Source organism: Streptomyces sp. NPDC014870 (genome assembly GCF_043081505.1).
Taxonomy (GTDB): Bacteria; Actinomycetota; Actinomycetes; order Streptomycetales; family Streptomycetaceae; genus Streptomyces.
In genome coordinates, this window is the sequence record NZ_JBIBWQ010000004.1 from 263,391 (window position 1) to 286,218 (window position 22,828).

Genomic DNA, 22,828 nt, shown 5'->3' on the forward strand with positions numbered 1-22,828 from the left:
ACGGGCGCGCGGCCCCCCCCCCCCGGCGGGCCGGGGCCGCCGTCGGGCCCCCGGCCCCCGGCGCCTAACCGCCCGACCGGCCCGGGGGGGGGGGGGGGGCCACCCCCCCCCCCCCCCCGCCCCGGGTCGTCGTAGCCGTCGTCATCGTCGTCGTGCTTCATGCGGGCGATCAGCGTCGCGAAGCCGCCGAGGAAGCCGCCCACGCACACCGTCGTGAGCCACCAGGTCATGTCCCACTGGAGCAGGACGGCGAGGAGCAGCAGCACAGGGCCGCCCACCACGCCCAGCCAGGCGAACTTCGTCGTCGCGTCCGCCTCCGGCAGGGGCGGGGGCTCCGGCGGGACGAAGTGGCCCTCGCCGTCGTCGTCGTCCTTCTTCGCCCTGCCGGTCTTCTTCCCGTCGGCCGCGTCCGTCCCGTCGGTCTCGGCGTCCGGGTCCGCCAGCTCGTAGTCCCGGGGGCCGCCGCCGCCCACGCCCACACCGACGCCGGGCGCGAAGACGACCGAGCTGCCGAGCGCGGGCTTCGCGGGCCCGTCCCGGTCGTCGTCCTCGTCGTCGTCCGACTCCTCGTCGGAGTCCTCCGCGCCGTCGTCGTCCTCGTCGTCCTCGTCCTCGCCGTCCACCGGCTCCGGGAGCGCCAGGTCCTCCACCGACCGGAACGGCTTCGCGCCCGGAGGGTCCGCGGGCTCCTCGCCGTACCCGGCGACGATCGCGGCCCAGGCCGCCTCCTCGTCGATGGGCTGCGGGTCGCGCTCCCCGTCCTGCTGCTCAGCCACCGCTCGTGCTCCCCTTCTCCCCGACGACGTCCGGAGCGAGCCGGCCCAGGAAGGCCCAGCTCTCCTCGAAGATCCGCTCCGCGTCATGGTCCAACGTCGCCACGTGGTAGCTCTGTTCCAGCAGGATCTCCTTGACGTCCGTGGAGGAGATCCGGCTGAGCACCCGCGCCGAGTCGGCCGGCGGCACCACGTGGTCCTGCGGGCTGTGCAGCACCACCACCGGCTGCGTGACCTGCGGAAGCTCCGCGTCGACGGTCCGGAAGAACTGGCGCAGGGAGTGCGCGGCGTGCAGCGGCACCCGGTCGTAGCCGACCTCCGTCACGCCCTCCTTGGCGATGTCGCTCGCGATGCCGGGCGCGGAGCGGACGAAGTGGCGGGCGACCGGCAGCGCGTGCGCGGCCAGGCCGTGCACCTTGTTGCCCGGGTTCACCAGGACCAGACCGCGCACCGCGTCCCCGTGCTTGGCCGCGAGCCGCAGCGCCAGCGCCCCGCCCATGGAGAGGCCGAAGACGAAGACCTGCTCGCAGCGGGCCAGCAGGTCGCGCAGCTCCCGGTCCACCTCCGCGTACCAGTCGTGCCAGGTGGTGAGCTGCATGTCCTCCCAGCGCGTGCCGTGCCCGGGCAGCAGGGGCACCGACACCGTGAGACCGCGCTCGGCCAGGTACTCGGCCCAGGGGCGCATCGACTGCGGGGAACCGGTGAAACCGTGGCAGAGAAGGACGCCTACCTTGCCACCCTCGTGGCGGTACGGCTCGGCTCCAGGAACGACCGGCACCGGGGTCTCCTGTTCGGGGGGTTCGGCTTCGCGGAGGGCGGGGCTTCGACGAAGCGAGGGCAAAAAGGGGAAGGCCTTCACGGTACGCGACCGGACCGACACCCGACCAGGTCCGAACCCAGGTCCGAACCCAGGAAGGTGCCCCGTCCTCGGCCGCACCGGCGCGGGCGCGCGGGAAAAGGCGGGATAAGGTCTGTCCGACGGCACACGGAAGGTACTCGAGTTGATCTACGGCGCAATGAAGTTCTCCCTCGGCGGCTCCCTGAAGCTCGCCTTCAGGCCGTGGGTGGAGGGCCTCGAGAACATTCCCGCCGAGGGGCCGGCGATCCTCGCCAGCAACCACCTGTCCTTCTCGGACTCCTTCTTCCTGCCCGCCGTGCTCGACCGCAAGGTCACCTTCATCGCCAAGGCGGAGTACTTCACCTCGCCCGGTGTGAAGGGCAAGCTCACCGCCGCCTTCTTCAAGGGCGTCGGCCAGCTCCCCGTGGACCGCTCCGGCGCCCGGGGCGCGGGCGAGGCGGCGATCAAGGCCGGTATCGAGGTCATCGAGAAGGGCGGGCTCTTCGGTATCTACCCCGAGGGCACCCGCTCGCCCGACGGCCGGCTCTACCGGGGCAAGCCCGGTGGCCTCGCGCGCGTGGCCCTGGCCACCGGCGCTCCCGTGATCCCGGTCGCCATGATCGACACCGAGAAGATCCAGCCGCCCGGCAAGGTCGTCCCCAAGCTGATGCGCCCGGGCATCAGGATCGGCGCGCCGCTCGACTTCACCCGCTACCAGGGCATGGAGGGGGACCGCTTCATCCTGCGCTCGGTGACCGACGAGGTCATGTACGAGATCATGAAGCTGTCCGGCCAGGAGTACGTCGACATCTACGCGACGGCCGCCAAGCGCCAGATCGCGGATGCCGAGAAGGCCGCCAAGGAGGCCGTGAAGGCCGAGATCGCGGCACGGGAAGAGTCCGGCGCCTGACCCCTGCCGGGGGAGGTGCACGGGGGGGTGGGGGAGATGGCCAAGCGCGAGCGTGTCGTGCGGATGTCGGTCGAGCAGCCGTTGTGGCGCGCGCTCATGGCGTACCGCATCGGAACGATGATCTACGCCGTTCTGATCTTCGTCTTCGCCAGGGATCGTTACGAGCGGCCCTGGGTGGCCGTCGCCTTCCTCGCCGTCATGTGCGTGTGGACGCTGGCCACCCTGCCCAAGGTGGCGAACGCGGCCAGCTGCACCAAACGCTTCCTGATCGCCGATCTCGCCGTCGCCCTGACCGGCATCCTGCTCACCCCGCTCGCGGACCAGCACGCCCAGTCGGTCGACGGGCCCACGCTGCCGACGATATGGACCGCCGGAGCCGTCCTCGCGTACGCGATCAAGGGCGGCTGGCGCTGGGCCGGGTTCGCCTCCTCGCTGGTCGCCGTCGCCAACATCGTCGAGCGCGGCCACCCCACGCGGGACACCCTCCACAACGTCCTGCTCGTCTGGGTCGCGTCGATCGCCATCGGTTACGTCGTCGAGGTCGCCCGCGCGTCCGAGCGCACCCTCGCCCGGGCCCTGGAGATCGAGGCCGCGACCCGGGAGCGGGAGCGTCTCGCCCGGGACATCCACGACAGCGTCCTGCAGGTCCTCGCGATGGTGCAGCGGCGCGGCACCGCGCTGGGCGGCGAGGCCGCCGAGCTGGGCCGGATGGCCGGGGAGCAGGAGGTCGCGCTGCGCACCCTGGTCGCCGGCGGCCTCGTCCGGCCGTCGCACGTCTCCGAGGACGAGTCGGAGGGGGCGGTGGTCCGGATCGTCGAGGAGCCGGACGACGACGACCCGGTCGACCTGCGGGCCCTGCTCGCGCCGCGCGCCGGGGCGCGGACCACGCTCGCCGACCCGGGCGCCCCGGTCCTGCTGCCGCCGGCCGCCGCCCGCGAGCTGGCCTCCGCCGTCGGCGCGGCCCTGGACAACGTCCGGGTGCACGCGGGCGAGGGGGCCCAGGCGTGGATCCTGGTCGAGGACTGGCCGGACGAGGTGATCGTGACGGTGCGGGACGACGGCCCGGGCATCCCGGAGGGACGGCTCGCGCAGGCCGAGGGCGAGGGGCGGATGGGGGTCGCCCTCTCCATCCGCGGCAGACTGCGCGACCTGGGCGGCACGGCCGAGCTGATCTCGGTACCGGGCCAGGGCACGGAAGTGGAACTGAAGGTCCCGAGGGACACACGGGGGAAGGCGGGAGCGCGATGAGCGACGAGCGGATCGAGAACCGGATCAAGGTGATGGTCGTGGACGACCATCCGATGTGGCGGGACGCGGTCGCGCGCGACCTCGCGGAGGCGGGTTTCGACGTGGTGGCCACGGCGGGCGACGGCGAGCAGGCCGTGCGCCGCGCGGGCGCGGCGGGCCCGGACGTCCTGGTCCTCGACCTCAACCTGCCCGCCAAGCCGGGCGTCCAGGTCTGCAAGGAGCTGGTCGGCGCCAACCCCGCGCTGCGGGTCCTGGTGCTCTCCGCGAGCGGCGAGCACGCGGACGTCCTGGAGGCGGTCAAGTCCGGTGCCACCGGCTATCTGCTGAAGTCGGCCAGTACGGCCGAGCTGATCGACGCGGTGCGTCGCACGGCCGTCGGGGACCCCGTGTTCACGCCCGGCCTCGCGGGCCTGGTCCTCGGCGAGTACCGCAGGCTCGCCACCGAGCCGCTCCCGGCCGCAGGCGCCGACGAGCCCAAGGCGCCCCAGCTGACCGAGCGCGAGACCGAGGTGCTGCGGCTCGTGGCGAAGGGGCTGAGCTACAAGCAGATCGCCGAGCGCCTGGTCATCTCGCACCGGACCGTCCAGAACCACGTGCAGAACACCCTCGGCAAGCTCCAGCTGCACAACCGGGTGGAGCTCGTCCGGTACGCCATCGAGCGCGGTCTCGACGACGCCTGAGACCGGACGCCTGAGACCATCCGGGTGGTGCCCGACAAATCACTCTCCATGCCGTGTCGGAGTGACCCACGTCACTACTAGCGTGGGTCGTAACCCCGTCCGCCACGGCGAAGGAGAGGCTCCATGCGCGTCGGCGTACTGACCGGAGGTGGCGACTGCCCCGGTCTCAACGCAGTCATCCGCGCCATCGTCCGCAAGGGCGTCCAGGAGTACGGCTACGAGTTCACCGGGTTCCGCGACGGCTGGCGCGGGCCCCTGGAGGGCGTCGCCGTCCCCCTCGACATCCCCGCCGTCCGCGGCATCCTCCCGCGCGGCGGCACGATCCTCGGCTCCTCCCGCACCAATCCGTTCACCGCCGACAACGGCGTCCGGCGGATCAAGGAGAACCTGGCGAAGTACGAGATCGACGCGCTGGTCGCGATCGGCGGCGAGGACACCCTCGGTGTCGCCGCCCGGCTGGTCGACGAGCACGGCGTCCGCTGCGTGGGCGTCCCCAAGACCATCGACAACGACCTCTCCGCCACCGACTACACCTTCGGCTTCGACACGGCCGTCGGTATCGCGACCGAGGCCATCGACCGGCTGCACACCACCGCCGAGTCCCACATGCGGGTCCTGGTGGTGGAGGTGATGGGCCGCCACGCGGGCTGGATCGCCCTGCACTCCGGTCTCGCGGGCGGCGCCAACGTCATCCTCATCCCCGAGCAGCGCTTCGACCTCGACCAGGTCTGCGGCTGGGTGCACTCCCGCTTCAAGGCCACGTACGCCCCGATAGTGGTGGTCGCGGAGGGCGCGATGCCCAAGGACGGGGACATGGTCCTCAAGGACGGCACCCTCGACTCGTACGGACACGTGCGCCTCTCGGGCGTGGGCGAGTGGCTCGCCAAGGAGATCGAGCGCAGGACCGGCAAGGAGGCAAGGACCACGGTCCTCGGCCATGTGCAGCGCGGCGGGACGCCCAGCGCCTTCGACCGCTGGCTCGCCACCCGCTTCGGGCTGCACGCCATCGACGCCGTGCGGGACGGCGACTGGGGGCGGATGGTCGCGCTGCGCGGCACCGACATCGTGCGCGTCCCGATCGCGGAGGCCACGGCCAGGCTCAAGACGGTCGATCCTGCGCTCTACGCGGAGGTGGGCGTCTTCTTCGGCTGACGGCGCACGCCGGACGCCGGACCGTACGGCCGTCGACCGCCGTACGGCCACGCGGACCGCTCCCGGGGACCGTATATTCGCCGGTACCAGACAATTCCGGCAAAGCCCCCGGGAGGGGATCCGTGGACATCCTGGCATTCGGTGTGCAGGCCGACGAGAAGCCGCTGATCGAGAAGGCCTTCGCGGGACACCACGACGTCCGGTGTCTGGACTTCTTCCTCAGCGAGGACACCGCCGCCATCGCGAGCGGCTACGAGGCCGTCTCCACCAGCGTCAACGCCGACCTCGGAGCCCGGGTCCTGCGGACCCTCGCCGCCGGCGGGACGAAGCTGATCGCCCAGCGTTCCACCGGCTTCAACAACATCGACCTCGACGTGGCCGCGGGGCTCGGCCTCACCGTCGCCCGGGTCTCGTACTACTCGCCGTACTCCGTCGCCGAGTTCGCCTGGACGCTCGCGATGGCCGTCAACCGGCGGATCGTCCGCGCCTCCAACCGGACCCGCGACTTCGACTTCCGGCTCGACGGGCTGATGGGCCGCGACCTGCGCGGCCGTACGGTCGGCGTCCTCGGTACCGGAAAGATCGGCGAGGCCTTCACCCGCATCGCCCACGGCTTCGGCATGAACCTCCTCGGCTGGGACGTCGTCGAGAACCCCGCCTGCGTCGAACTCGGCATGAAATACGTCGAGAAGGAGCAGCTCCTCGCCGAGTCCGACCTGGTCAGCCTGCATGTGCCGCTGCTCCCGGCGACCTCGCGCATCATCGACGCGGCCGCCCTGCGGACGATGAAGGACGACGCGATCCTGGTGAACTCCAGCCGGGGCGGCCTCATCGACACCGAGGCCCTGGTCGGCGAACTGCGCGCGGGCCGCTTCGCCGGCGTCGGCCTCGACGTCTACGAGGCGGAGGCGGGGCTCTTCTTCCTCGACAAGTCCCTGGAGGTCGTCGAGGACGACACCCTGGCCCGCCTGGTGACCTTCCCGAACGTGGTCGTCACCTCGCACCAGGCGTACTACACCGTGGACGCCGTCGCCCAGATCGTGGACACGACCGTCCAGAACGTCCTCGACTACGCGGCGGGCCGCCGCAGCGAGAACGTCCTGGTCCCGGCCGCCTCCTAGACACCGGCTAGACGAGCACCCCGGCGAGGAGGGAGGCGGTCAGCGCCGCGCCCTCCATCGTCAGGACCGACTCCGGGTGGAACTGCACGCCCGCGAAGCCCGGCCCGCGCAGCGCGTGGACCTCGTCCGTCTCCTCGTCCCGGCTCACCTCGATCCGGTGCAGGGCCAGCTCGGTGGCGGTCCGCTCGTCGCAGCGGGCCGTGAAGCTGTTGTAGAAGCCGACCGTCCGCTCCTGCCCGAAGAGGTCGATCCGGACCTGCGCCCCCTGGAACGGGGTGCGCTTGCGGACGATCTCCAGGCCCAGTTCGGCAGCGATCAGCTCATGACCGAGGCAGACCCCGAGCAGACCTTGCCGGTGGTCCCGTACGAGATCGGCGGTCAGCGCGCGCAGGAAGCGCATCTTCGGGTCGGCCGCGTCGCCCGGGTCGCCAGGACCCGGACCGAGCACCACCGGGCCGTCGTGCGCGAGCGCAAGATCCCGTAGCCCCGGCTCGTCGTAGCGGACGACGGAAACCTCCAGGCCCGAGGAGCGCAGCAGGTGAGCGAGCATCGCGGTGAAGGTGTCCTCGGCGTCGATCACCAGCGCGTGGCCGGTCAGCTCGGCGGACCTGACCTGCATCCGCAGCCAGAAGGGCGCCAGGTCGGCCCGCCGCGCGTCAAGGGCCGCCCGCACCCGGGGATCGTCCGCGAGCCGCGCCGCCACCGGGGCCTCGTCCCGCGGCCGCCCCTCCCGCACGCCCAGCGCCGCCAGCACCCCGGCCGCCTTCGCGTGCGTCTCGGCGACCTCGCCGGCGGGGTCGGAGTGGCGCACCAGGGTCGCGCCCACCGGCACGCGCAGCCCCCCGTCGCGGGAGATGTCGGCGGTCCGGATGAGGATCGGCGAGTCCAGGGTCTGGCGGCCGTTCTCGTCGGTGCCGAGCAGGGCCAGGGCGCCCGCGTAGTAGCCCCGGCCGCCGGCCTCGTGCCGCTCGATGACCCGGCAGGCGTTCTGCACCGGAGAACCGGTGACCGTCGCCGCGAACATCGTCTCCCGCAGCACCTCCCGTACGTCGAGGGAGGAACGGCCGCGCAGCTCGTACTCGGTGTGCGCCAGGTGCGCCATCTCCTTGAGCCGGGGCCCGATCACCACCCCGCCCATGTCGCCGACCGTGCACATCATCTTCAGCTCCTCGTCGACCACCATGGAGAGCTCCTCGGTCTCCTTGCGGTCCGCCAGGAAGGCCAGCAGGTCCTCGGGGGTCGGCGCGGCCCCGGCCGGGTAGCGGTACGTGCCGCTGATCGGGTTCATGACGACCGTCCCGCCGGCCATCCGCACATGCACCTCCGGGCTCGCGCCGACCAGGGTCCGCTCGCCGGTGTGGACGACGAAGGTCCAGTACGCGCCCCGCTCGCCCGCGAGCAGCCGCCGGAACAGCGCGAGCGCGTCGGCCCGCCCGAAGCCGGGGATCTCCCCGGTGTACGTCCGCCGGATGACGAAGTTGGCGCCCTCGCCCGCGCCGATCTCCTCCTCGATCACCCGCCGCACGGTCCCGGCGTACGCCTCGTCCGACACGTCGAACCCGCCGCCCTCGACCCGTACGGCGTGCGTCGGCAGCTGGGCGAGCGCGTCGGCGAGCGACAGCTCGTGGGTCTCCTCGGCGACGAGTACGGCGAGCGGGGTGCCGTCGTCGCGGACGTCGAACCCGCGCTCTCGGATCTGCCGGAACGGCACGAGGGCGAGGGTCGGCAGCGCGCCGACGGGCAGCTCGGCCAGGCGCTCGGCCTTGTGCACCGCGCCGATCAGCACTTCGACGGTGTCGTGGTCACGGCCGGGGGTGCGCCTGCGGAGCAGGGCGAAGGGAGGACAGGAGTCGTCGAGGAGACGGGAGAGGTCCATGGGGTTCCTTCCGGTGATGCGGGAGAGGAACGGCCTGGAAACGCGCGAAGGCCGCCCTCTCGGGCGGCCTTCGCGTGTGGTGTGGGGGTACGCGCAGTCAGTGGGCCGCCGGAGGAGCGGTCCACCACCAGTTCTGGGTCGAGTGCGCGAACATGCCAGCACTGTAACCCAGCCCGGCGGCGCGAAGGGGCCCGGTTCACACCGTGGACGGTGCGAGCCGGGCCCCAGAGGTGACGCCAACCGGTGGATCAGAAGATCAGGTTGTAGATCTGCCAGCCGCCGCCGACCTTGACGCGGGGGGCGTACGGGGCGGTCGCGCTGCCGGTGCCCTTGTAGTACCAGAGGGCCCCGGTGGTGTCGCGGGCGACGAGGTCGACCTTGCCGTCGGCGTTGAGGTCGCTCGGCCCGACGAGCGAGTTGTAGGCCTGCCAGCCGGCGCCGACCTTCACGCGCGGGGCGAAGGGGGCGGTGGCGCTGCCGGTGCCCTTGTAGAACCAGAGGACGCCCGAGGCGTCGCGGGCTATCAGGTCCGCCTTGCCATCGGCGTTCAGGTCACCGGTGGAGACCAGCTCGTTGTACGCCTGCCAGCCGGCACCGACCTTGGTGCGCGGGGCGAACGGCACGGCCGGGTTGCCGGTGCCCTTGTAGAACCAGAGCACACCGGACTTCTCACGGGCGATCAGATCCGGGATCGCGTCGCCGTTCAGGTCGCGGGTACCGACGATCCTGTCGTACACACCCCAGCCGGCGCCGGTCTTCAGCCGGGCCTTGAACGGCGCGGACGGGTTGCCGGTGCCCTGGTAGTACCAGAGGACCCCGGTCGTGTCCCGGGCGACCATGTCCCCCGTACCGTCCGCGCGCAGCGCGGTCATCGGGGTGATGGCGTTGAACATGTTCCACCCCGCGCCGACGCGGTACCGGGTGAGGAACGGCGCGGTGGCGCTGCCGGTGCCCTGGTACTGCCAGAGGACGCCGGAGGCGTCACGGGCGAGCAGGTTGTAGCGGGTGGTGGCCTTGACGGGGGCGGCCGGGGCGACCTCGACGACGTCCGACGCCTTCACCCACGCCATGCGGTGGTTGTAGCGGATCGGGATGTACGTGTCGGTGCCCACGACGTTGGTCTGGGCACTGCCGAAGTAGTCGTCACCCTTGACCGCGGGGCCCGCCTTCACGTACGCGCCGCCGCTGCCGAAGGCGTACTTGGACAGGTAGTTCGGGTTGTCCGTGGGCGCGGTGACTCCGCCGGTGCCGGGGTACGCCGAGGCCTCGGGGTACGCGCGGCCGTAGATGAGCGGCGTCTTGCCGGGCGCGGCCTTCAGGACCCGCTGCGAGCTGTCCGTGACGACCGACGTGTACTGGCCGCCCGGGTTGTGGAACCAGGCCTTCTGGCCGCCGTACCAGATCTGCGTCCAGTCGTTCTGGACGGCCGTCACGACGTAGGCACCGCCGGCGCGGACCTTGTTGCCCCAGTTCGGGCCGTCGCTCCACAGAACGTTGGGGATGTAGGCGTCCTTGATGGGCGTCGCGGTCGACGGGGTGCTGTACAGGTAGCCGAAGTTGGCCGGCTGGGCCGGGACCGTGCTGCCGCCGTAGGTGATCTTCGGCTGGTTCGCCGAGGTGTACGGCGGGACGACGCGGACCAGCTGGCCGGCCTGGAGCAGACCGCCCGCACCGCCGGCCCCGGTCGGGGCGCCCACCAGGGACATGTAGTGGTTCCAGTCCCAGAACGGGCCGGCGTCCCAGTGCATGCCCGCGACCTTGGCGTTGACGTGCCCCGCGATCTCGTCATGGCCGATGACGTGCTCACGGTCGAGCGGGATCTGGTAGCGACCCGCCAGGTACTTCACCAGCGCGGCGGAGGACTCGTACTGGGGCTCGGTGTACCACTTGCCCGCCTTGATGGCGTAGCCCTCGTGCTCGACGCCGATGTCGTGCATGTTGTCGGTCCAGTTGCCCGCGTGCCACGCGATGTTCTTGTTCTCGACCATCTGGGTGACCAGACCGTCGCTCGCGCGGATCAGGTAGTGGGCGCTGCCCGCGGCCTTCGCGCTCTGGAAGGCGGCGATGGTGCCCTCGTAGCTGCCCTCGGTGTCGTGGATGACGATCCGGCGGACGTCCAGCTGGGTGCCATTGGCGCGATTGGCGAGCGTGTAGTTCTTCTGCCCGGTGCTCGGCACCTCGGCGGGCCGGTAGTCGCAGGTCAGACCGGACGGCGGGCACTCGGGCGTCGGCACGGCCCTCGTACCGGCGTAGCTCGCCGCCAGCGGCACGTTCGACGGCTTGACGGGCTCGACCGACGGGTCTGCCGGGAGGGCGACCTGCTCGCCGTCCAGGGTGAGTTCCCGCTCACCCGTCTTGATCGACTCGAAGACGCGCTTCGCGAAGAGGTCGGCGCCCTTCTTGTCCGGGGACTGGCTGTAGCGCGCGACCGCCGGGTACCAGGCGCCGGGGTCGTCGGACAGCTCCGCGCCGGCCTGCTTCTGGTACTCCGCGAGCAGGGCCGCGCCCGCTCGGATGGACTGGGAGGTGTCCTCCTGGACGGCCTCGGTGGAACTGTCGATCAGCTCGGCGGCCTTGTCCAGCGTGTGCAGCCGGGGGTCCTCGGTGTCGACCTTGACCTTTTCCAGGATCTGACGGACCGCGGCGGCGTCGAACTGCTTCTCGATCTCGGGCTTGCCGCTGCCGTTGAAGTGCGCGATGGCGTCTTCTTCGTGCTCGCCGTGCTCGATGTCCTCGGGATCGACCTTCGTCAGACCCATGACGTTGTACGCGCCGGTCGTGCTGGGCTCGCCGTCGTGCGACTCCCACCGCGTCTGCCGGTACGACACCGCCATCAGCACGCTCTTCGGAACGTCGAACTCCTCCGCGGCCGCCGCGAACTGCGACTGCAGCGACGCGTCCGCGCCCGCCTTGCCGTCCGCGGAGCCCAGGATGTCCGGAGATGCGACGGCGATCGTTCCGATCGTCGCGGTGGCGACGACAGCGGCGGCCGCACCGTAAAGCAGCCGTTTTTTCTTGCGGTCCCTGCGGTGCCCCTGGCTCACGCCCACCCCTGTGAAGTATTTAGGCCTCAGATGTTTAAACGCGCGTGAGAGTAACACCACCCGAAGGGGTGACGATCATCATCGGACATAGCGGACGCGTGTCTCACTCATTGGGCGGCGCGATGGACAGAGCGCCGGACACCGTAATGTGGGGGTGTGACCGTGAACGCTAAGACCACCGCAACCGGTGGCAACACCTGGCGAGACCTTCCCGCGGCGCAGCAGCCCGAGTACCCCGATGCCGAGGCTCTGCGCGATGTGATCGCGGACCTCGAGTCGTATCCGCCGCTCGTCTTCGCGGGCGAGTGCGATCAGCTGCGCGCCCGCATGGGAGCCGTCGCCCGGGGCGAGGCGTTCCTGCTCCAGGGCGGCGACTGCGCCGAGGCCTTCGATGCCGTCTCCGCCGACCACATCCGTGCCAAGCTCAAGACGCTGCTGCAGATGAGCGCCGTCCTCACGTACGCGGCCTCCGTGCCCGTCGTGAAGGTCGGCCGCATCGCCGGGCAGTACTCCAAGCCCCGCTCCAAGGGCACCGAGACCCGCGACGGGGTGACCCTGCCGACGTACCGGGGCGACTCGGTCAACGGCTTCGACTTCAACGAGAAGGCCCGCATCCCGGACCCCGAGCGCCTGAAGCGGATGTACAACGCGTCCGCCTCCACGCTCAACCTGGTGCGCGCCTTCACCACCGGTGGCTACGCCGACCTGCGCCAGGTGCACGCCTGGAACCAGGACTTCGTCAAGTCGTCCCCGTCGGGTCAGCGCTACGAGGCGCTCGCCCGTGAGATCGACAACGCCCTGAACTTCATGAAGGCCTGTGGCACCGACCCGGCCGAGTTCAAGGCCGTCGAGTTCTACGCCTCCCACGAGGCGCTGCTGCTCGACTACGAGGGCGCCCTCACCCGTACCGACTCGCGCACCGGCAAGCTGTACGACACCTCCGGCCATATGGTCTGGATCGGTGAGCGCACCCGCCAGCTCGACCACGCCCACATCGAGTTCGCCTCGCAGATCGCGAACCCGATCGGGATCAAGCTGGGCCCGACGACCTCGGTCGACGAGGCGCTGACGTACATCGACCGGCTCGACCCGGACCGCGAGCCCGGCCGGCTGACCTTCATCGTCCGCATGGGCGCCGACAAGGTCCGGGACAAGCTCCCGGAGCTGGTCGAGAAGGTCACCGCCTCCGGCGCGACCGTCGCCTGGGTGACCGACCCGATGCACGGCAACACCTTCGAGGCGGCCTCCGGTCACAAGACCCGCCGCTTCGACGACGTGCTCGACGAGGTCAAGGGCTTCTTCGAGGTCCACAAGAGCCTGGGCACCCACCCGGGCGGCATCCACGTCGAGCTCACCGGTGACGACGTCACCGAGTGCGTGGGCGGCGGCGACGAGATCTTCGTCGACGACCTGCACCAGCGCTACGAGACGGCCTGCGACCCGCGGCTCAACCGCAGCCAGTCGCTGGACCTGGCGTTCCTGGTGGCGGAGATGTACCGCGACCAGTAGGCGTGATCAGTAGGTAGGTTTCTACGACTGTGGGGCGCGGATCCATGTGATCCGCGCCCCACAGTCTTTCCAGAGCTTTACACCTCGTAGGTGCCGGGTAAGGTTAGGTTAGCCTTATCGATCTCGGCGGGAGGTGAATCCGCGTGTACGTCTGCTCATGCTTCGGTGTCACGGAGAAGCAGGTCAAGGAGCACGCCGACGCGGGCGCCTGCACGCCCCGCCAGATCGCCTCCGCCTGCAAGGCGGGAACGGACTGCGGCTCCTGCGTGCGTCGGATTCAGGCCATCCTCGGCCGCGGCAACTGCCCGCGCCGCGAACTCGTGGACAAGGGGCTGCCCGCCCTGGCCTCGGCCTCCGAGGGCCTCGCCGAGGACTTCCCCGAGGGCCTCTCCGAAGCCGCCTAGAGCCTGCTGCCGCTAGCTCGGCTGCTCGATCAGCGTCGAGATGTACAGCGCCTCGCCGAGGCTCTCGATCAGCTCCAGCTGCGTGTCGAGATAGTCGATGTGGTGCTCCTCGTCGGCGAGGATCTCCTCGAAGAGGTTGGCCGAGGTGATGTCCCCCTTGGCCCGCATGACATCGATGCCGCGCTTGAGGCGGTCGATCGCCTCGACCTCCACCTGCCGGTCCGCCTGGAACATCTCGGTGATCGTCTGGCCGACGCGCACGTGGAAGAGCCGCTGGTAGTTGGGCAGACCGTCGAGCATCAGGATGCGCTCGGTGATCTTGTCCGCGTGCTTCATCTCATCGATGGACTCTTCGCGCGTGTACTTGGCGAGCTTCGTCCAGCCCTTGTTGTCCTGGATGCGGTAGTGCAGCCAGTACTGGTTGATGGCCGTCAGCTCGCCGGTCAGCTGCTCGTTGAGGAACTCGAGGACCTCGGGGTCGCCCTGCATCGCAGAGGCTCCTTCCACGCATGTCTATGTCGTGACTGGGCAGGATGGCCGCATCCTTGCACCACGGATGGGGGGCGTCCAGTAAGTGCAGGCTTAGTGGGACTTGCCCCAAACCGGCCCTGCTGGGGAGGTTGGCTGGTCATGACCACCCCTCGCGGTCTGTCACCATGGATGACATGGGTCAGCCGGAGAGCGGGGTACACCGGGAAGCAGCGCAGCCGGATCTTCCGCCGGGGCAGCGGCTGCAGCGCGGCTGGCCGGTCACCCACTACGGGCCCGTCCCCAAGTTCAAGCCCGACCGCTGGGAGTTCCGGGTCTTCGGGGCGACGGCGGACGGCGACAAGCGGTGCTGGAACCACGAGGAGTTCTCGGCGCTGCCGTTCGCGACGGTCGTGGCCGATCTGCACTGCGTGACGAAATTCAGCATGCTGGGGGCCGAATGGGGTGGCGTGCCCGCCCGGACCGTCCTGGACCTCGCCCCGCCGGCCGACACCGTGACGCATGTGATGGTCTGGGCCGAGTACGGCTTCAGCGCCAACCTGCGGCTCTCCGACTTCGCCTCGGACCAGACGATCTTCGCCACCCACAAGGACGGTGAGCTGCTCACCGCCGAGCACGGCTTCCCGCTGCGGCTCGTGGTGCCGCACCTGTACGCCTGGAAGGGGCCCAAGTGGGTCCGGGGCGTGGAGTACATGACCGCCGACCGCAGGGGCTTCTGGGAGGAGCGCGGCTACCACAACCTCGGCGACCCCTGGAAGGAACAGCGGTACTCGTACCAGGAGGAGCCGGGGGACGGCCCGGAGCTCTGACTCCTGGTACGTCGAGCGTCGTGTCGCTCAGTGGTGGTACTGGTGGACCACCGCGTGGCCCTTGCCGCGGCCGATCAGCCACTTGTTGACGGGCGTGGTGACCAGGAAGGCGACGAGGAACGCGAACGCCAGGGCGCCCCAGAAGAGCGCGTCCGAGAGGTGCGCGTCCATCGCGCCCGGCACCAGGAGCAGCACCCCGTTGTCGACCAGCTCCATGACGGTGATCGAGAGTGTGTCGGCGGCGAGTGCGACGCCGATGGCCGCCTTCAGGCTCAGGCCCGCGCGGACGACCGCCCAGAGCGTGAGCGAGTAGCCGAAGAAGAAGGCCAGGACGATGGCCAGGACCATCGTCGGGGCGTTGCCCCAGCCGAGCGCGGTGCCGATGATCATGCCGAGCACCTCGCCGATGGCGCAGCCGGTCAGGCAGTGCAGGGTGGCCTTCGCCGCCATCGACCAGCTGGCCTTGGCCGGCGCCTGCCCGTCGCCGTGCCCGTGACCATGGTCGTGTCCGTTGCCGGGTCCGTGGCCTTCGTGCTGTCCGCCGTGGTGGGCGTGGTGGTCGGCGTGGGCTTCGTGCTGCATGGGTTCCCCCAATGACCGTGGGCGGTTCCTGCTGCGTACACAGGAACCGTATACCCCCTAGGGGTATTCCTCAACGGGAATCTCAGCCCCGGAGCTTCTTCAGCCGCTCCACATCCGCGGTGTGGCCTTCCTTCCCGCCAGGCGTCTCGATGATCAGCGGCACCCCGTCGGTCGCGTGGTGCCGCATCAGCGCGCGGAACGGGTCCTCGCCGATGTGCCCTGCGCCGATGTTCGCGTGCCGGTCCTTGTGCGCGCCGACGACGTCCTTGGAGTCGTTGGCGTGGATCAGCTTCAGCCGGCCCTCGCCCACGGTCGCCACCAGCTGGTCGAGCGTCTGCGTCATGCCGTGGGGGCCGGTCAGGTCGTGGCCCGCCGCGAAGATGTGGCAGGTGTCGAGGCAGATCCCGAGCTTCGGGTGGTGGTCGAGGGCGTCGAAGTACGGGCCGAAGTCCTCGGCGCGCGAGCAGAGCGAGAAGCCCTGGCCGGCCGTCGACTCCAGGAGCAGGAAGGGGTCGTCCGGGTGCGTCAGCTCGTCGAGCAGCGGCCGCATCCGCTCCCGTACCTGCGCCAGCGCCTCCGCGCGCGGACGGCCGCCCGTCGCCGAGCCGGTGTGCACCACCACGCCCTTCGCCCCGATCGCGCGGCCCCGGCGCAGCGAGTGCCGGAGCGACTCCACCGACTTCTCGACGGTCGCCTCGGTGTGGGAGCCGAAGTTGATCAGGTACGGGGCGTGGACCCAGGCCGACAGCGACTCGGCCTCGCACCCGGCGCGGAACAGCTCGTCCTGCGCCGGATTGCCCACGGGCGTGGCCCAGCCGCGCGGGTTGGCGACGAAGACCTGGACCGTCTCCGCGCCCAGTTCACGGGCGTAGCCGAGACCGACCGTGGCGAGACCGCCGGCCACGGGGACATGACCGCCGACGGGGTTGCGCATGTGTTTCTACAGTCCCTTGATCGTGATGGTGACGGTGGAGCCCTCGGGGGCCGTGGAGCCGCCCTCGACCGACTGGCCGGAGACCGTGTCGCCGAGGAACGGGAAGGTCTTCTCGACCTTCACCTCGAAGCCCGCCCCCTCCAGCTTCGCGCGCGCGGAGTCCGTCGACTCGCCGGTCACGTCCGGGACCTCGATCATCCGCGGCCCCTTGGAGACCGTGAGGACGATCCGGTCGCCCTTCGCGGCCCGGCTGCCCTCCGCGAGCGACTGGGCCGCGACCGTGCCGGCCTCCTCGTCGGAGTGGATCTGCTCGCTCGCGATCTCCACCTTGAGCCCGGCCTCGCGGAGCGTGTCCGTGGCGTCGGCCACCGAGTCGCCGGCCACGTCGGGCACGTCGATCGGGCGGCCCTTGCTGACCACGAGCGCCACGGCCGAGTCGGGGCTCCGCTCGGTGCCGGGCTCCGGGTCGGAGCTGATCACGGCGCCCTGTGCCACGTCCTGGCTGAAAGCGGTCGTCGTCACGCCGACCGCGAGGCCCTCCTCGGCGAGCAGCCGCTTGGCCTCCGCCAGCGGGACGCCCTTGAGCCGGGGGACCTTCACGATCTCCGGGCCGCGGGAGATGGTGAGCGTGACCGTGCCGTTGCCGCGGATCCGCTGGCCGGAGGCGGGGTCGGTGGCCATGACCGTGCCGCGCTCGTACACGTCGCTGAACGCCCGCTTCGTCGCGCCGACGTCGAGCCCCGCGTCCGTGAGCCGCTTGGTCGCCTTCGCCTCGGTCTGGCCGAGCACGGCCGGGACGCGCGTGAACTGGCCGGAATTGATGTACCAGACACCTCCGCCGATCCCCAGCGCGAGCAGGACGGCCGCGACGACCAGGAGCGGTCCGCGGGGCCGGCCCGTGAAACGGTCCCGGCGGCGCTCGGCCCGGCTCCCGGACCGGCCGCCCGCCGGCGCGAGGTCCGGCGGGGGCATCGTGAGTCGGCTGGTGTGCTGCACGTCGTCCGCGGGCAGGGCGGACGCGGGCGCGACCCGGGGGATCACGCTGGTCCGGTCCTCCGAGCCCGAACGGTCCTCGGCGTGCGCCTGCGGCGGTACGGCGTCCAGCTGCGCGTCCCCGAGGGCCGCGCGGGCCTCCCGGGCGAGCGCGAGGAGCGTGACGGCGTCGTGCGGGCGGACCTCGGGGTTGCGGGCGGTGGCCGTCGCCACCAGCTCGTCCAGTTCGAGGGCGAGGCCGGGCACGGCCGCCGAGGGGGCCGGGACGTCGGTGTTCAGGTGCTGGAAGAGGACCTGGGCGGGGGTGTCCCCGGTGTGCGGCTTGGAGCCGGTCAGCATCTCGTACAGCACGACACCGCAGGCGTAGACGTCGGCGCGGGTGTCCGCCGTGCCGTGCTCGATCTGCTCCGGCGCCAGGTACGAGACGGTGCCCAGCACCGATCCCGTGGTGTTCGTGGCCGAGCCGACCGCCCGTACGAGACCGAAGTCGGCGACCTTCACCCGGCCGTCGTCCCCTATCAGGACGTTCTCCGGCTTCATGTCCCGGTGCACGAACCCGGCCCGGTGCGCGGCGCCGAGGGCGGCGAGCACCGGCTCCAGGATGTCCAGCGCGGCGCGCGGCTGGAGCGCCCCGCGCTCGCGCAGTACGTCGCGCAGGGTGCACCCGGCGACGTACTCCATGGCCAGATAGACGTACGCGCCGTCCGCTCCCTGGTCGAAGACCCCCACCACGTTGGGGTGGGCGAGCCGCGCGACGGACTTGGCCTCGCGGATGAACCGCTCGACGAACGCGGCGTCGGTGGCGAGGGCCGGGTGCATCACCTTGAGCGCGAGCACCCGGTCGAGGCGGGTGTCCACGGCCCGGTAGACCGTGGCCATCCCGCCGACGGCGATGCGCGCGTCGACGCGGTAGCGGCCGTCGAGCAGCTGCCCGACGAGGGGGTCCTGAAGGGTCGTGTCCACGGCCCCGAGTTTACGAGCCGGGAGGGACACCCCGGTCCCCACCGGCTCGACCGCAGCACACCTGTGACGCGACGCACGGGCTCCGCACGCCGGGGGCGGTTCAGAACGCCGGGCGTTCCGGGTCCAGGACCGCGCGTCCGTCCGTGGGGGAGGTGGCCTCGGCGAAGTGCCGGCGCGGGATCCGGCCCGCCCGGTGGGCGAGCCTGCCCGCCTCCACCGCGTGCCGCATCCCCTCCGCCATCAGCACCGGATCCTGCGCCCGGGTCACCGCGGAGGCGAGCATGACCGCCGAGCAGCCCAGCTCCATGGCCAGCGCGACGTCCGAGGCCGTGCCCGCGCCCGCGTCCAGGATCACCGGGACGCCCGCGCGGTCGACGATCAGCTCGAAGTTGTGCGGATTGCGGATGCCGAGCCCGGAGCCGATCGGGGAGCCCAGCGGCATGACCGCCGCGCACCCCACGTCCTCCAGCTTGCGTGCGAGGACCGGGTCGTCGTTGGTGTACGGCAGGACGATGAAGCCGTCGTCGACCAGCGTCTCTGCCGCGTCGAGGGTCTCCACCGGGTCCGGCAGCAGGGTCCGCTCGTCGGCGATGACCTCCAGCTTGATCCAGTCGGTGCCGAGCGCCTCACGGGCGAGCCGCGCGGTCAGGATCGCCTCGCCCGCCGTGTAGCAGCCCGCCGTGTTCGGCAGGACGCGGATCGAGAGCTTCTCCAGGACGGAGAGGACCGAGCCGCGCACGGTCGGGTCGAGCCGCCGCATGGCGACGGTGGTCAGCTCGGTGCCGCTGACGGCGAGGGAGCGTTCGAGGATCTCCAGGCTCGGGGCGCCGCCCGTGCCGAGGATCAGCCGGGAGGAGAACTCCGTACCGCCGAGGAGGAAAGTGTCGTCGGACATGGCGGTCAGCCTCCCTGTACGGCGGTGAGGACCTCGACCCGGTCGCCCTCGCCGAGGACGGTCGCGGACCACTGGCTGCGGGGTACGACGGTCTCGTTGACGGCCGCCGCGACGCCGGTGGGCGCCGCCGTCAACGTGGTGACCAGGGCGTCGAGGGTGGTGGGCGCGGCGAGGACGCGCGCCTCGCCGTTGACGGAGACGGTGGTCTGCGGGGCGGTCATGCGGGCTGCTCCTGTCGTACGGGGGAGAAGCGGCGGGGGGTGAAGGGGCGGGCCTCGTCCGGAAGCACGCCGGTGGTGAGGAACGCGGCCATGACGTCACCGGTGACCGGGGTGAGCAGGACACCGTTGCGGTAGTGCCCGGTGGCCAGCCGCAGGCCGTCGAGCGCGGTCGGGCCGAGCAGCGGCGCGTTGTCGGGCGACCCGGGACGCAGGCCGGCCAGGGTCTCGGTGAGCGGCAGCTCGGTGAGGCCGGGGACGAGTTCGTGGGCGTCGCGGAGCAGCTCGTACACCCCGCCCGCCGTGACGGTGGTGTCCCAGCCCAGCTCCTCGCTGGTCGCGCCGACGACCAGCTCTCCGTTCTCGCGCGGCACCAGGTAGACGTGGCTGCCGCGCACGACCGCCCGGACGGTCCGGGACAGGAACGGCGCGAACGCGGGCGGCACGGTGAGCCGGAGCACCTGTCCCTTGACGGGACGGACGGGCGGCAGGACCTCCGGCGGGACGCCCGCGAGCCGGCCGCTGAGGCTGCCGGCGGCCAGCACGACCTGGTCCGCCTCCAGGGCGGAGCCGTCGGCGAGGGTCACGCCCGTGGCGCGGTCCCGCACCACCGTCAGGCTCGCGGCGAGGCTCCGGTGGAAGACCACCCCGGCCCGCTCGCAGGCGGTGACGAGCGCGGCGGCGAGCCGGCGCGGATCGACCTGGTGGTCCCCGTCGACGCGTAGTCCGCCGCGCACGCCCGGAGCCAACATCGGCTCAAGACGGCGGCAGTCGCGCCCGCTGAGCCACTCCGACTCCAGGCCGGAGCGGATCTGGAGGGCGTGCAGCTCCCGCAGATGCGCCCGGTCGTCGGCGTCGAGCGCGACGGCCAGCGTGCCGCAGGCGCGGTAGCCGACATCGTGTCCGGTGGCCTCCTGGAGTTCGGCGACGAACGCGGGGTAGCGCTGCGCGGAGGCGAGGTTGAGGGCGAGCAGGGTCTCCTCGCCGTAGTGGAGTTCGGTGACGGCGGCGAGCATCCCGGCCGCCACCCGGGCGGCCCCGCCGCCCGGTTCGGGGTCCACGACCGCCGTGGACAGTCCGCGCTGCGCGGACCGCCAGGCCGTGACCAGGCCGATGATGCCGCCCCCGACGACGAGAACGTCCGGGGTGCTGCGTGTACGCGACATGGGCGTCCAGCCCCTCCCTTCGCCGGCATGACCCGGATCAGGTTCGTACGGTCGGAGGCCGGCCAGCCTCCCTCTCAGCCCGGTGCGTCCGGGCTCCCGCGAGTGCTCTACGTTGACGGTCAGCCTAACCCCAGCCCCCGACGCCCAGTAAGGGAGCCTCACTCGTGGCTCGATCTCTCGACGGCCTCGTCCTCGCCCCCGTCGCCGACCAGGCCCCCGGCCAGGTCGGGACGCGTACCAGGTTCACGTACCACGAGGAGGACGGCAGGATCTGGGCCGAGTACGCGGGCGGTGACGTGGTGCGGGGGAACCTCGTCGGCACGCGCGCGGGGGACCGGCTCGACTTCCGGTACGTGCAGTTGAAGCGGGACGGAACGACCTCTTCCGGGCATTGCGTCTCCCTCGTGGTGGAGCTGCCGGACGGACGCGTTCGACTGGAGGAGAGCTGGGCATGGGAGTCCCAGGAGGGCTCCGGCACCAGCGTCGTGGAGCAGCTGTCTTCCTGACGGTGCGTCAGATAGTTAAGGTGATCGAGTGAGCGAGCAGAAGCGGGAAGAGCAGCGCGTCGTCGTCGTGGGCGCCGGGATGGCGGGGGTGCAGACCGCCGTCGCCCTGCGCGAACAGGGCTTCACCGGACCGGTCACCCTCATCGGCGCCGAGCCCCACCAGCCCTACGACCGCCCGCCCCTGTCCAAGGCGGTCCTCCTCGGCAAGGCCGAGGACTCGGCCTTCGACGTCGACTTCGAGGCGCTCTCCATCGAGCTGCGGCTCGGCCTCGACGTGACCGGCCTGCGCGCCGACGACCACGAGATCGACACGGAGGCCGGACCCGTCCGGTACGACGTCCTGGTCCTCGCCACCGGCGCCGAACCGGTCACCCTGCCCGGCACCGAGGGCGTGCCCGGGGTCCACCTGCTGCGCACCCTGGACGACGCGGCCCGGCTCAAGCCCGTCCTGGAGCGCCGCCACGACATCGTGGTCGTCGGCGCCGGCTGGATCGGCGCCGAGTTCGCCACCGCCGCGCGCGAGGCGGGATGCGCCGTCACCGTCGTCGAGGCCGCCGAGCACCCGCTCGCCGGAGCGCTGCCCCCCGAGGTCGCCGCCCCGATGGCGCGCTGGTACGAGGAGAGCGGCGCCGAACTCCTCACCCACGCGCGCGTGGACTCCGTCGAACCCGGCACGGTCGTCCTGGCCGACGGCCGGCGGCTGCCCGCGGACGCGGTCGTCGTCGGCATCGGCGCCCGGCCCGCCACCCGCTGGCTCACCGGCTCCGGCATCGCCCTCGGCGCGGACGGCTCCGTCACCGCCGACGACCGGCTCCGCACCTCCCTGCCCGACGTGTACGCCGTCGGCGACTGCGCCTCCTTCCCCTCCGCCCGCTACGGCGCCCGCCTCCTCGTCCACCACTGGGACAACGCCCTCCAGGGCCCCCGGACCGTCGCGGCCGACATCATCGGCGAGGCCCCGCAGGCCTACGACCCGGTCCCGTACTTCTGGTCCGAGCAGTTCGGCCGCTTCGTGCAGTACGCCGGCCACCACGGCTCGGCCGCCGCGCTGGTCCGTCGCGGCGACCCGGCCGACGCCTCCTGGTCCGTCCTCTGGCTCGACGACGGCGTCCTCGTCGCCCTGCTCGCCGTCGGCCGCCCCCGCGACCTGGCCCAGGGCCGCAAGCTGATCGAGTCCGGCGGACGCCTCGACCCGGAGCGCGCCGCCGACCCGTCCGTCCCCCTGAAGGCGGCGGTCGTCTGAGGGCCGACCTGCTCCGATCCGCCGGACGGCCCCGGCCCGACTACCGACTGTCAGCCCGGGATGGCAGGCTTGTTCCCGTGACCGAGATTGACGCAAAGACCGATGCTCTCGTCCCCGCCTGGCTCTACCTCCCCGACATCGCGGAAATGCTCGATGTCGAGGTGACGCGCGTGCGGCAGCTGGTCAAGGAGGGCCAGCTCATCGCCGTACGACGCGGCGAGAACAAGGCGCTCCAGGTGCCCGCCGCCTTCATCGACGGCGACAAGGTGGTCAAGGGCCTCTCCGGGACCCTGACCCTCCTGAAGGACGACGGCTTCAGCGACGAAGAGATGCTGGAGTGGCTCTTCACTCCCGACCCGACCCTGCCGGGCACGCCCGCGCAGGCCCTCAGCGAGAATCGCGGCACGGAGGTGAAGCGCCGCGCCCAGGCGCTCGCCGTCTGACGCACACGCACCGAAGACACCACAGGAGGCCC

At 71.5% G+C, this 22,828-nt stretch carries 22 protein-coding genes, 1 pseudogene and 1 riboswitch; of the genes and pseudogenes, 11 read left to right on the forward strand and 12 right to left on the reverse strand.

What is annotated here, in order from left to right:
• Positions 1-113: 113 nt before the first annotated feature.
• Positions 114-776: pseudogene (locus tag ACF09C_RS13685) on the reverse strand (hypothetical protein); the annotation flags it as partial.
• Positions 769-1,551, reverse strand: a complete 783-nt coding sequence (locus ACF09C_RS13690) for an alpha/beta hydrolase (RefSeq protein ID WP_392091670.1) — start codon at positions 1,549-1,551, stop codon at positions 769-771. The pseudogene ACF09C_RS13685 and the gene ACF09C_RS13690, both read right to left, overlap by 8 nt.
• A gap of 238 nt (positions 1,552-1,789) precedes the next feature.
• On the opposite strand from ACF09C_RS13690, the gene ACF09C_RS13695 reads away from it, so the two are divergent.
• From ACF09C_RS13695 to ACF09C_RS13715, 5 genes are all read left to right on the forward strand, one after another.
• Positions 1,790-2,521 carry a lysophospholipid acyltransferase family protein gene (locus ACF09C_RS13695; RefSeq protein ID WP_392092000.1) on the forward strand — a complete coding sequence of 244 codons (732 nt, stop codon included), beginning with the start codon at positions 1,790-1,792 and terminating at the stop codon, positions 2,519-2,521.
• A 36-nt stretch (positions 2,522-2,557) separates the two neighbouring features.
• Complete coding sequence (macS, locus tag ACF09C_RS13700) at positions 2,558-3,769, forward strand: MacS family sensor histidine kinase (protein ID WP_392091671.1); 1,212 nt, start codon at positions 2,558-2,560, stop codon at positions 3,767-3,769.
• Complete coding sequence (locus ACF09C_RS13705; protein ID WP_392091672.1) at positions 3,766-4,449, forward strand: response regulator; 684 nt, start codon at positions 3,766-3,768, stop codon at positions 4,447-4,449. The genes macS and ACF09C_RS13705 overlap by 4 nt, the downstream gene beginning before the upstream one ends.
• Before the next feature lie 123 nt (positions 4,450-4,572).
• Positions 4,573-5,601, forward strand: coding sequence for a 6-phosphofructokinase (locus ACF09C_RS13710; RefSeq protein ID WP_392091673.1), 1,029 nt, complete (start codon positions 4,573-4,575; stop codon positions 5,599-5,601).
• 122 nt (positions 5,602-5,723) lie between these two features.
• A complete protein-coding gene (locus ACF09C_RS13715) occupies positions 5,724-6,722 on the forward strand; it encodes a 2-hydroxyacid dehydrogenase (protein WP_392091674.1) in 999 nt (332 codons plus the stop codon).
• Positions 6,723-6,729: 7 nt separating this feature from the next.
• On the opposite strand, the gene ACF09C_RS13720 is transcribed toward ACF09C_RS13715, so the two are convergent.
• The 3 genes from ACF09C_RS13720 to ACF09C_RS13730 all read right to left on the reverse strand — a co-directional run bounded on the left by ACF09C_RS13720 (position 6,730) and on the right by ACF09C_RS13730 (position 11,642).
• Positions 6,730-8,598: an anthranilate synthase family protein gene (locus tag ACF09C_RS13720; protein WP_392091675.1), complete on the reverse strand. Its 1,869-nt coding sequence runs from the start codon at positions 8,596-8,598 to the stop codon at positions 6,730-6,732.
• A 97-nt stretch (positions 8,599-8,695) separates the two neighbouring features.
• Positions 8,696-8,752: a trp operon leader peptide gene (locus ACF09C_RS13725; protein WP_225634270.1), complete on the reverse strand. Its 57-nt coding sequence runs from the start codon at positions 8,750-8,752 to the stop codon at positions 8,696-8,698.
• Between the two features lie 94 nt (positions 8,753-8,846).
• Complete coding sequence (locus ACF09C_RS13730; RefSeq protein ID WP_392091676.1) at positions 8,847-11,642, reverse strand: N-acetylmuramoyl-L-alanine amidase; 2,796 nt, start codon at positions 11,640-11,642, stop codon at positions 8,847-8,849.
• Between the two features lie 156 nt (positions 11,643-11,798).
• Between ACF09C_RS13730 and ACF09C_RS13735 the strand changes: the two genes are divergently transcribed.
• Entirely contained in the window at positions 11,799-13,151 is a 1,353-nt protein-coding gene (locus ACF09C_RS13735) for a class II 3-deoxy-7-phosphoheptulonate synthase (protein ID WP_392091677.1), read from the forward strand.
• 137 nt (positions 13,152-13,288) lie between these two features.
• Positions 13,289-13,555, forward strand: coding sequence for a bacterioferritin-associated ferredoxin (locus ACF09C_RS13740; protein WP_392092001.1), 267 nt, complete (start codon positions 13,289-13,291; stop codon positions 13,553-13,555).
• A gap of 12 nt (positions 13,556-13,567) precedes the next feature.
• Here the strand turns inward: ACF09C_RS13740 and bfr are convergent, their stop codons facing one another.
• On the reverse strand, positions 13,568-14,044 hold the full coding sequence (bfr, locus tag ACF09C_RS13745) for a bacterioferritin (RefSeq protein WP_384514273.1): 477 nt from the start codon (positions 14,042-14,044) through the stop codon (positions 13,568-13,570).
• A 176-nt stretch (positions 14,045-14,220) separates the two neighbouring features.
• Here bfr and ACF09C_RS13750 point away from each other — a divergent pair, with 176 nt between their 5' ends.
• Positions 14,221-14,853: a sulfite oxidase-like oxidoreductase gene (locus tag ACF09C_RS13750; RefSeq protein ID WP_392091678.1), complete on the forward strand. Its 633-nt coding sequence runs from the start codon at positions 14,221-14,223 to the stop codon at positions 14,851-14,853.
• A gap of 27 nt (positions 14,854-14,880) precedes the next feature.
• On the opposite strand, the gene ACF09C_RS13755 is transcribed toward ACF09C_RS13750, so the two are convergent.
• The 6 genes from ACF09C_RS13755 to thiO all read right to left on the reverse strand — a co-directional run bounded on the left by ACF09C_RS13755 (position 14,881) and on the right by thiO (position 20,604).
• A complete protein-coding gene (locus ACF09C_RS13755) occupies positions 14,881-15,435 on the reverse strand; it encodes a DUF4396 domain-containing protein (RefSeq protein ID WP_392091679.1) in 555 nt (184 codons plus the stop codon).
• 82 nt (positions 15,436-15,517) lie between these two features.
• On the reverse strand, positions 15,518-16,369 hold the full coding sequence (locus ACF09C_RS13760) for a deoxyribonuclease IV (RefSeq protein ID WP_392091680.1): 852 nt from the start codon (positions 16,367-16,369) through the stop codon (positions 15,518-15,520).
• 6 nt (positions 16,370-16,375) lie between these two features.
• A complete protein-coding gene (gene pknB, locus ACF09C_RS13765; protein ID WP_392091681.1) occupies positions 16,376-18,325 on the reverse strand; it encodes a Stk1 family PASTA domain-containing Ser/Thr kinase in 1,950 nt (649 codons plus the stop codon).
• Between the two features lie 100 nt (positions 18,326-18,425).
• A complete protein-coding gene (locus tag ACF09C_RS13770) occupies positions 18,426-19,220 on the reverse strand; it encodes a thiazole synthase (RefSeq protein WP_392091682.1) in 795 nt (264 codons plus the stop codon).
• A 5-nt stretch (positions 19,221-19,225) separates the two neighbouring features.
• On the reverse strand, positions 19,226-19,441 hold the full coding sequence (gene thiS, locus ACF09C_RS13775; protein WP_362419712.1) for a sulfur carrier protein ThiS: 216 nt from the start codon (positions 19,439-19,441) through the stop codon (positions 19,226-19,228).
• Entirely contained in the window at positions 19,438-20,604 is a 1,167-nt protein-coding gene (gene thiO / locus ACF09C_RS13780; RefSeq protein WP_392091683.1) for a glycine oxidase ThiO, read from the reverse strand. Before thiO ends, thiS begins: the two co-directional genes overlap by 4 nt.
• Positions 20,602-20,714, reverse strand: a riboswitch (TPP riboswitch). Its footprint overlaps the gene before it by 3 nt.
• Before the next feature lie 54 nt (positions 20,715-20,768).
• On the opposite strand from thiO, the gene ACF09C_RS13785 reads away from it, so the two are divergent.
• From ACF09C_RS13785 to ACF09C_RS13795, 3 genes are all read left to right on the forward strand, one after another.
• On the forward strand, positions 20,769-21,110 hold the full coding sequence (locus tag ACF09C_RS13785; RefSeq protein WP_392091684.1) for a hypothetical protein: 342 nt from the start codon (positions 20,769-20,771) through the stop codon (positions 21,108-21,110).
• 79 nt (positions 21,111-21,189) lie between these two features.
• Positions 21,190-22,353 (forward strand): NAD(P)/FAD-dependent oxidoreductase, encoded by a 1,164-nt coding sequence (locus tag ACF09C_RS13790; protein ID WP_392092002.1) that lies wholly within the window; start codon positions 21,190-21,192, stop codon positions 22,351-22,353.
• Positions 22,354-22,430: 77 nt separating this feature from the next.
• The gene (locus tag ACF09C_RS13795; protein WP_352191823.1) at positions 22,431-22,796 is read left to right on the forward strand and encodes an Rv2175c family DNA-binding protein; all 366 of its coding nucleotides are present in this window, start codon (positions 22,431-22,433) and stop codon (positions 22,794-22,796) included.
• Positions 22,797-22,828: the final 32 nt, after the last annotated feature.

Bases quoted from the DNA above. Each gene is read 5' to 3' on its own strand.
- ACF09C_RS13755 (WP_392091679.1), bottom strand. From the start codon at position 15,435: ATGCAGCACGAAGCCCACGCCGACCACCACGCCCACCACGGCGGACAG.
- ACF09C_RS13695 (WP_392092000.1), top strand. From the start codon at position 1,790: ATGAAGTTCTCCCTCGGCGGCTCCCTGAAGCTCGCCTTCAGGCCGTGG.
- ACF09C_RS13710 (WP_392091673.1), top strand. From the start codon at position 4,573: ATGCGCGTCGGCGTACTGACCGGAGGTGGCGACTGCCCCGGTCTCAAC.
- macS (WP_392091671.1), top strand. From the start codon at position 2,558: ATGGCCAAGCGCGAGCGTGTCGTGCGGATGTCGGTCGAGCAGCCGTTG.
- ACF09C_RS13790 (WP_392092002.1), top strand. From the start codon at position 21,190: ATGGCGGGGGTGCAGACCGCCGTCGCCCTGCGCGAACAGGGCTTCACC.
- bfr (WP_384514273.1), bottom strand. From the start codon at position 14,044: ATGCAGGGCGACCCCGAGGTCCTCGAGTTCCTCAACGAGCAGCTGACC.
- ACF09C_RS13760 (WP_392091680.1), bottom strand. From the start codon at position 16,369: ATGCGCAACCCCGTCGGCGGTCATGTCCCCGTGGCCGGCGGTCTCGCC.
- ACF09C_RS13720 (WP_392091675.1), bottom strand. From the start codon at position 8,598: ATGGACCTCTCCCGTCTCCTCGACGACTCCTGTCCTCCCTTCGCCCTG.
- thiS (WP_362419712.1), bottom strand. From the start codon at position 19,441: ATGACCGCCCCGCAGACCACCGTCTCCGTCAACGGCGAGGCGCGCGTC.
- ACF09C_RS13770 (WP_392091682.1), bottom strand. From the start codon at position 19,220: ATGTCCGACGACACTTTCCTCCTCGGCGGTACGGAGTTCTCCTCCCGG.
- ACF09C_RS13750 (WP_392091678.1), top strand. From the start codon at position 14,221: ATGGGTCAGCCGGAGAGCGGGGTACACCGGGAAGCAGCGCAGCCGGAT.
- ACF09C_RS13705 (WP_392091672.1), top strand. From the start codon at position 3,766: ATGAGCGACGAGCGGATCGAGAACCGGATCAAGGTGATGGTCGTGGAC.
- thiO (WP_392091683.1), bottom strand. From the start codon at position 20,604: ATGTCGCGTACACGCAGCACCCCGGACGTTCTCGTCGTCGGGGGCGGC.